Genomic DNA, 6,922 nt, shown 5'->3' on the forward strand with positions numbered 1-6,922 from the left:
GACCTGGTCGGTGAGGATTTCGCCGGTCTCGCTGTACCAGTCAGAGAGGAACACGACGTCGATCGACGAGACCACCGGCCCTTCGACGCGGGCCATGAGGTCGACCCAGTGCAGGCCTCGCTTGATGTTCTTCTTCAGGTTGTAGGTCGAGTCAGTAACGTTCTGCGAACCGACGAAGGCTACCTCGCCGTCGACGACCAGCAGCTTACGGTGGTTGCGCAGATCGGGTCGCTGCCACTTACCCTTCAGCGGCTGCACGGGCAGCATCAGGTGCCAGGCCGCACCCATGCGATCGAGCCGTTGCAGCGTCTTCTTGTAGAACGGCTTGCCGCGGTTGGCCCAGTGGTCCAGCAACACACGGACCGTAACGCCGCGTGCGGCGACCTCTTCGAGGGCTGCGAAGAAGTTGTCGGTCGATGCGTCAGTTTGCAGGATGTAGAACTCGACGTGCACGTAGCTCCGGGCGCCGCGAATGGCCTCGGCCATGGCGTCCAGGCTCACCTGATACTCGGAGATGAGGGTGGCCTGATTGTCGCCGGTGAGCGGCATCGCGCCCAGGTTGGTGTTCAAGTCGACGAGCCCCGTGAACCAGGCTGGCGCTCCGGGCCGGAGCGTTCCGACCGAGACGTTCTCGCCGTTCTCGCGCAGCGCGGTGTTGATCTGCTCCTGCTGCTGACGCTTCTTGCGCGGCAGTCGCGGGTTTCCGATCAGCAGGAACAGCAGCACGCCGACGATCGGGATGAAGTAGATGGCGAGCAACCACGCCATCGCCGAGGTGGGGCGGCGGTTGCGCGGGATGATGATGATCGCCGCGATGCGGATGCTGAGATCGAACAGGAAGAGGGCGAGCAGCCACCAGAACGCGATGTCGGGGAGGTCTAGCGTCACATCGACGTCTCCGCCGGACGTCGACGGCACAAGTCCGGCAAGCACCATGCGTCAGCTCCCTCCACGGTGGCGTTCTCACGCCAGCGTAGTGGGAAGTGGCGTCACTGCTCGGTTGCGGCGGGCGCCGGAGGAAGCCCGCGTGCCGCGCGTTCCTCGGCTTCGATGCGCGCGTACTCGCGGCGCTCGTTGCGGTCGGCACGGATGATGCTGCGCAGGACCCAGAAGAACAGAGTCAGCACCACGATGGTAGGCAGGATCGCCCATAGCGCTGCCACCCAGAAGCTGTCCACTCATCCAGGATACGCGGCGCCATCTCCCCAGGTCGCCTCGAGAGTCACCTATCCCCGTCCCGCCGGTGATCCTGCCGCGCAGCGTGGCGCCACTCGCATGCTCGGATGCATGACTCCGATCATTCATGCGACCTCACCCGCCGAGTTCCTGACCGTCGTCCCGCGCCTCCTCGGATTCGTTCCGCAACGCAGTGTCGTATTGGTGCCGTTCCGGCGTGGTCGAAGCCGCGGCGCCATGCGCCTGGACCTCCCACCCGATGACGACCGCGCCGACGAGATCGCCGCGACCATGATCGGGCTGGTGTGCCGGGTGCCCGAGGCCGACGGCTGCGCGATCGTCGTCTACGGCGACACTGATGCTCCTGCTCGCACCCTTGTCGAGGGAATCGAGCGTCGAGCCGAGGCCTGCGGGGTGCTGATCGTGGAGGCATTGTGGGTCGCAGGACGGCGGTGGGGGTCCTACGCGCGGTCTGACTCGGGTTCGGTGCCGACTGCCGATGACCTCCCGCCAGGCATCGAGGACGTCGCAGCACCGGAGGCGAATCAGTACGCTGGCGCAGATCTGCTCCCCCTCGATGCGAGTAGGTCGACCGCGGTCGAGGCCGCCTGTGAGGCGCTCGACGCCGCCATCCGCGCGCTCGTGCTCGCCGACGCAGATCATCCGACAACCGACCCCGCACGCATCGATCCCCGCGCCTTCGCGGCCGCGTGTCTGCTCGATGACCTTCCGGCGTTCGTGGAGCGGCTCCTGGGCTCGGATGCCGCAGCACTCGATCCGTTCGAGATCGCCGCCGCCGCGTGGGCGCTCGGAAGGCCGTCACTGCGCGACATCGCCCTCATCTGCTGGGTCGACGGGATCGACGCGGGAGACGAAGCCGCGCAGGCGCAGGCTTGCTGGGAAGACGGCGCAGAGTATCCGAGCGAGATCGCGATGCGCCTGTGGGGCGAGGGCCCGCGGCCCTCACCCGAACGGCTCGGACGTGCGCTACTGCTGGCGCGACACATCGCCAGCGCCGTCCCTGCCTCCAGGCGCCCGGGACCGCTGGCGGTCGCGGCGTGGTTCTCGTGGGCACTCGGCCGGTCAACCCACGCTGACCTCTTCGCCCAACAGGCGACAGCGATAGAGCCCGAACACGGCCTCGCCGAGATCGTGCGCTCGTTCGTGGGCGCGGGTCACCTGCCCGATTGGGCGTTCCGGCTCGACGAGCCGGAACAGTGACCGGCGGCGGCCGCCCTACTTCACGAGCGGGAAGAGAATGGTTTCACGGATGCCGAGACCCGTGATCGCCATGAGGAGCCGGTCGATTCCCATCCCCATGCCACCGGTGGGCGGCATCCCGTGCTCGAGGGCACGCAGGAACTCCTCGTCGATCCGCATGGCCTCGTCGTCACCGCGGGCCGCGAGCTTGGCCTGCTCTTCGAAGCGCTGGCGCTGGATGACCGGGTCCACGAGCTCGGAGTAGCCGGTCGCCAGCTCGAAGCCCCGGACGTAGAGGTCCCACTTCTCCACGACACCGGGAATGGACCGGTGCTCACGCACGAGCGGGCTCGTGTCGAGGGGGAAGTCCATGACGAACGTGGGACGCACGAGCGTCGGCTTGACGAAGTGCTCCCACAGCTCTTCGACGAGCTTTCCGGGAATCGGGTGCGCAGGCACATCGACGCCGAAGCGCTCCGCGATCGTCGTCAGGTCGGCGAGCGGTGTTGCGGCGTCGATGCGGGGAGCGGCATCCGCGCCCTCCCACGCGTCGGCAAGAGCGTCGTTGAGCGAGTCGTACATCGACATCCGCTCCCACTCGCCGCCGAGGTCATAGACCGTGCCGTCGGCCCAGGTCACCTCGGTCGAGCCGGTCACGGCGATCGCGGCGTTCTGGATGAGCTCCTGCGTGAGGTCGGCGATGCCGTTGTAATCGCTGTAGGCCTGGTAGGCCTCGAGCATCGCGAACTCGGGGCTGTGGGTCGAGTCGGCGCCCTCGTTGCGGAAGTTGCGGTTGATTTCGAAGACGCGGTCGATGCCACCGACCACGGCGCGCTTGAGGAACAGCTCGGGCGCAATGCGCAGATAGAGCTCGGTGTCGAATGCGTTGGAGTGGGTGATGAAGGGACGGGCTGATGCCCCGCCGTGCTGCACCTGCAGCATGGGCGTCTCGACCTCGACGAAACCGTGGGCGGCGAACGTGTCGCGCAGGCTCCGGTTGACCCCGGCGCGGGCGAGCACGGTCTGGCGCGCCTGATCGCGGGCGATGAGATCGAGGAACCGGCTGCGGACGCGGCTCTCCTCGCTCAGTTCCGCATAGAGGTTCGGCAGGGGCAGCAGCGCCTTGGCGGCGATCGTCCACTCGGCCACCATGATCGACAGTTCACCCCGCCGGCTCGAGATCACCTCGCCGGTCACCGCGACGTGGTCGCCGAGGTCGACGAGTTCCTTCCAGCGCTGCAGAGACTCCTCGCCCACCGCGGCAAGCGACACCATGGCCTGGATGCGACTGCCGTCCCCCGCCTGCAGCGCGGCGAAACACAGCTTGCCGGTGTTGCGGCTGAAGACGACCCGTCCCGCAACCGAGACTGTCTCTCCCGTCTCGTCGCCGGCCTCGAGGTGGGCGAAGCGTTCGCGAACCTCAGCGATCGAGGCGGTGACCGGGACACTCACCGGATAGGCGCCGCCCGCGGCATCCGTTCGCTCTGCCAGCAGCCGCTCGCGCTTGGCCAGCCGCACCGCCTTCTGCTCGAAGACGTCCTCGTCGGATGCTTCGGGGGCGGCGTCCGCGGGCACGGCGGCAGAGGTGTCGGTCATGAGGGGAGCTCCTTGAAAATCGTCGCCCAGTCTATCCGCGAGGCCATCGTGACTCCGCGGGCGCGGAAGCTCTGGACTCAGTCCGCGGGCGGGCGGATGTCGTCGACCCCCGCCTCCACGAGCGCGTGGTCGACTGTCGTGTGCATGAGCGCCGCGAGGTAGCGGCCCGGCTCGGTGACGCCGGCCGCATGCAGCAGGTCGGTGGCCTGGCGGATGATGGATCTCGAGAAGTCGGTAGCGGTCGCGATCCCCTCGGCATAGGCGGGTCGGTCAGCCTCGGCGATGATCACAGGCTCGCAGCCCAGCTCGACCGCGAGCGCCTGTGCGATCGGCAGCACGGGGGCGGGGGCCGTGACCGCGGCATACGCCCCGATCAGTGTCCGCAGGTCTATCGAGGTGCCCGTGAACGCGATAGCCGGATGGATCGCCAGCGGAATCGCGCCGCGCGCCATCGCCGGTGCGAGCACTCCGGTGCCGAACGCCGGATCGGTGTGCACCACGAGTTGGCCGGCCTGCCAGGCGTCGAGCTCCGCGAGTCCGGTCACGAGTCCGTCGATCTGATCGTGGGGAACGGCGATAACGACGAGCTGGCTCTCGCGCACAACGTCCTGCGGGTCCCTGATGGGAACTCCCGGAAGGATCGCGGCGACACGGTCGTCATCCGATCCGCTCGTGATCGAGACGATCGCGTGCCCGGCGCCAGCCAGCGCGGCACCGATCACGGGTCCGACTCTGCCGGCACCCACGATCCCGACGCGCAGCCGGTCGCTCACTCGTCCCCCGCCCAGCGGTGCGAGCGGTCGGTCGCGACAGCGCCGATAGCGGCTCGCTCACCGTCATCGAACAGGCGCAGCGCATCGTCTCGGTCGAGGATGCCGAGGCTCCCCGACACGCGACCGGCGACCGTGTGGGCGCGGATGTTCGCCACCCGCAGCGCGCGGTCGACCGGGCCCTGGCTCACCTCAAGGCTCTGCATCCGAGCCAGCGGCACGACCGCGAGGGTCCGCCAGATCCGACCCCGCCGCAGGAACAGCGCGTCAGTTCCGAGCCAGAATCCGTTGCGGCGCCACGAGAGGGGTCGAAGCAGCCGTGCCCGCTTCGGCGTGGTCGTATAGGGGTCGTCGGCGACGGGACCGAGGGCGCCGTTGTCGACGATCATGGGCCAGTCATCTTCGGCGATCGTCGGCAGGATGAGCCGCAGGACCCGCTCGACATCGGCGCGGTTACCCACCGGCAGCACGGTGCCGAACTGGTCGTTGGCCCCATCGCTCATGCTGCGGCCCGACAGCCGGTTGATGCGGATCGCCCACCAGCCGAACGGGCGCCACATGAGCGGCTGGGTGACCTCGACGGCGTGGATGCGTCCCGGCGGAATGATCTCGGTGATCGTCGTCAGCAGCCCGTAGGTGATTCGAACACCGCTGGGCGTCGGGGCGATCGAGTATCGGAGCGAGCGGGTGATCGAGCGGATCCAGTAGGCACCGAAACCGAGGACTGCCGGGACCACGCCGAACAGCACCCACCCGGTCGTCGTGACCGCCCCGGTGACGATCGCGGCGATCGCCGCCACCAGAAAGATCGTCGTACCCGACAGGGTCTGCGAGGCGACCAGTCGTCCGACCGGAATCGAAACTACCGACTCCGGTTCGGCAACGGGCGCCTCCGCTCCCGCGATCAGCCCGGTGATTCCTGCCGACACGGTTTCGGATGCCGTCGCGCGCCGCCCGGCCTCACCGCGCGCGCCCAACTGGCGGCCCGACGCCAACCGCAGGATGTCGCCACGAATCGCCTCGGCATTCGCGGTCGACAGGTACTCCAGCTTGACGTTCGCGTCGAGGCCCGCTCCCACAACCTCGAGTTTGGCCAGGCCGAACAGGCGCGCGATCGTCGGGCGGGTCAGGTTCACGCCCTGCACCCGGTCGAGCGGTGCGCGCCGGTGCGACCGGAAGACCACACCCGAGCGCACCTCGACGTCGTCATCCGTGATGCGGAAGCTGTGGAAGCGCCAGCCGAGATAGAAGAGCCCGACCAGCACGATCACGACTCCGAGCACCACGAGGGTCGCAACCAGGATCAGGTTGTGCGAGACGACGTAGTCGACGGGGTCTCCGGGGATCTGCTCTCCCTCGAAGCCGGGAGCCAGCCACGGCAGGAAGATCGCGATCAGCCGGTCGCGCATGTTCGCGATGATCACGCCCGCGACGATCACCAACACCAGTCCACCCCGGAACAGCGGGGTGAGGGGGTGCATCCGATGCCACTCGCCGTCGCTGAGCGGCGAACGCACCTCCGCAGCGGGAGGCGGGGTGGCAGGCGAGGCGGGGGTGGGGTCGGTCACAGGCCGGTCCGGCGGGTCTCTGCTACCGCGATGAGGGTGTCGCGCAGCTGCTCGGCGGCGTCTTGACGGATGCCGGGAATGGCGACCCCGGTGGTGGCTGCCGCGGTCACGAGCTTGAGCTGCGCGATTCCGAACCCCCGATCGAGCGGACCGTGCGTGATGTCGACCAGCTGCATCCGTCCGTAGGGCACGGCGACAACCCGCTGCCAGAGGATGCCCTTGCGAAAGACCAGGTCGTCCTCGCGCAACTGGTAGCCGTAGGCGCGGGCCTGCCGCGGCGTGATCGCGAGCGTGAACGCGAGGATCACCAGCAGGATGCCGGCCGGAATCCAGACCCACCACGCCCCGACGATCAACGAGATCGCGAGCGCTGCGCCGAGCACGAGGAGAAACACGATGCCCGACGAGATCAGCTGCACCCAGACGTACTGCCGGGCGAGTTGGTGCCAGGTTCCGTCGCCGAGCGGGAGCCGGTTCTCGGAGCGCGGCTCGAGGATCTGCGCGAACGTGCCTTCATCGTCGATCACGTCGCGCGTGACGTGAGCCGAGAGGTCGTGGGCGATCGCCGACTCGACGGTCTCACCATCTGCCACCGCCGAAGTCTTCGTGTCC

At 68.3% G+C, this 6,922-nt stretch carries 7 protein-coding genes; 1 reads left to right on the forward strand and 6 read right to left on the reverse strand.

Features of this window, described 5'->3' with window-relative positions; translation table 11 throughout:
- Together B3587_RS12235 and B3587_RS12240 are read right to left on the reverse strand one after the other, a co-directional pair.
- Positions 1-936 (reverse strand): phospholipase D-like domain-containing protein (locus tag B3587_RS12235; protein ID WP_292729059.1); only part of this gene is annotated, 936 nt, incomplete at its 3' end.
- A 53-nt stretch (positions 937-989) separates the two neighbouring features.
- On the reverse strand, positions 990-1,178 hold the full coding sequence (locus B3587_RS12240) for a hypothetical protein (RefSeq protein ID WP_228177473.1): 189 nt from the start codon (positions 1,176-1,178) through the stop codon (positions 990-992).
- Positions 1,179-1,287: 109 nt separating this feature from the next.
- Between B3587_RS12240 and B3587_RS12245 the strand changes: the two genes are divergently transcribed.
- The gene (locus tag B3587_RS12245) at positions 1,288-2,397 is read left to right on the forward strand and encodes a DUF4192 domain-containing protein (RefSeq protein WP_292729062.1); all 1,110 of its coding nucleotides are present in this window, start codon (positions 1,288-1,290) and stop codon (positions 2,395-2,397) included.
- Positions 2,398-2,412: 15 nt separating this feature from the next.
- On the opposite strand, the gene lysS is transcribed toward B3587_RS12245, so the two are convergent.
- From lysS to B3587_RS12265, 4 genes are all read right to left on the reverse strand, one after another.
- A complete protein-coding gene (lysS, locus tag B3587_RS12250) occupies positions 2,413-3,972 on the reverse strand; it encodes a lysine--tRNA ligase (RefSeq protein WP_228177475.1) in 1,560 nt (519 codons plus the stop codon).
- 77 nt (positions 3,973-4,049) lie between these two features.
- Entirely contained in the window at positions 4,050-4,745 is a 696-nt protein-coding gene (locus B3587_RS12255) for a DUF2520 domain-containing protein (protein WP_308017241.1), read from the reverse strand.
- Positions 4,742-6,310, reverse strand: coding sequence for a PH domain-containing protein (locus B3587_RS12260; RefSeq protein WP_228177476.1), 1,569 nt, complete (start codon positions 6,308-6,310; stop codon positions 4,742-4,744). Before B3587_RS12260 ends, B3587_RS12255 begins: the two co-directional genes overlap by 4 nt.
- Positions 6,307-6,873: a PH domain-containing protein gene (locus B3587_RS12265; protein WP_292729081.1), complete on the reverse strand. Its 567-nt coding sequence runs from the start codon at positions 6,871-6,873 to the stop codon at positions 6,307-6,309. The genes B3587_RS12260 and B3587_RS12265 overlap by 4 nt, the downstream gene beginning before the upstream one ends.
- Between the last annotated feature and the right edge of the window lie 49 nt (positions 6,874-6,922).

Origin of the sequence: Microbacterium sp. UBA837 (genome assembly GCF_002296025.1) — a bacterium.
GTDB lineage: Bacteria > Actinomycetota > Actinomycetes > Actinomycetales > Microbacteriaceae > Microbacterium.

Coding starts and splice junctions, on each gene's coding strand:
- lysS (WP_228177475.1), bottom strand. CDS start 3,972: ATGACCGACACCTCTGCCGCCGTGCCCGCGGACGCCGCCCCCGAAGCA.
- B3587_RS12245 (WP_292729062.1), top strand. CDS start 1,288: ATGACTCCGATCATTCATGCGACCTCACCCGCCGAGTTCCTGACCGTC.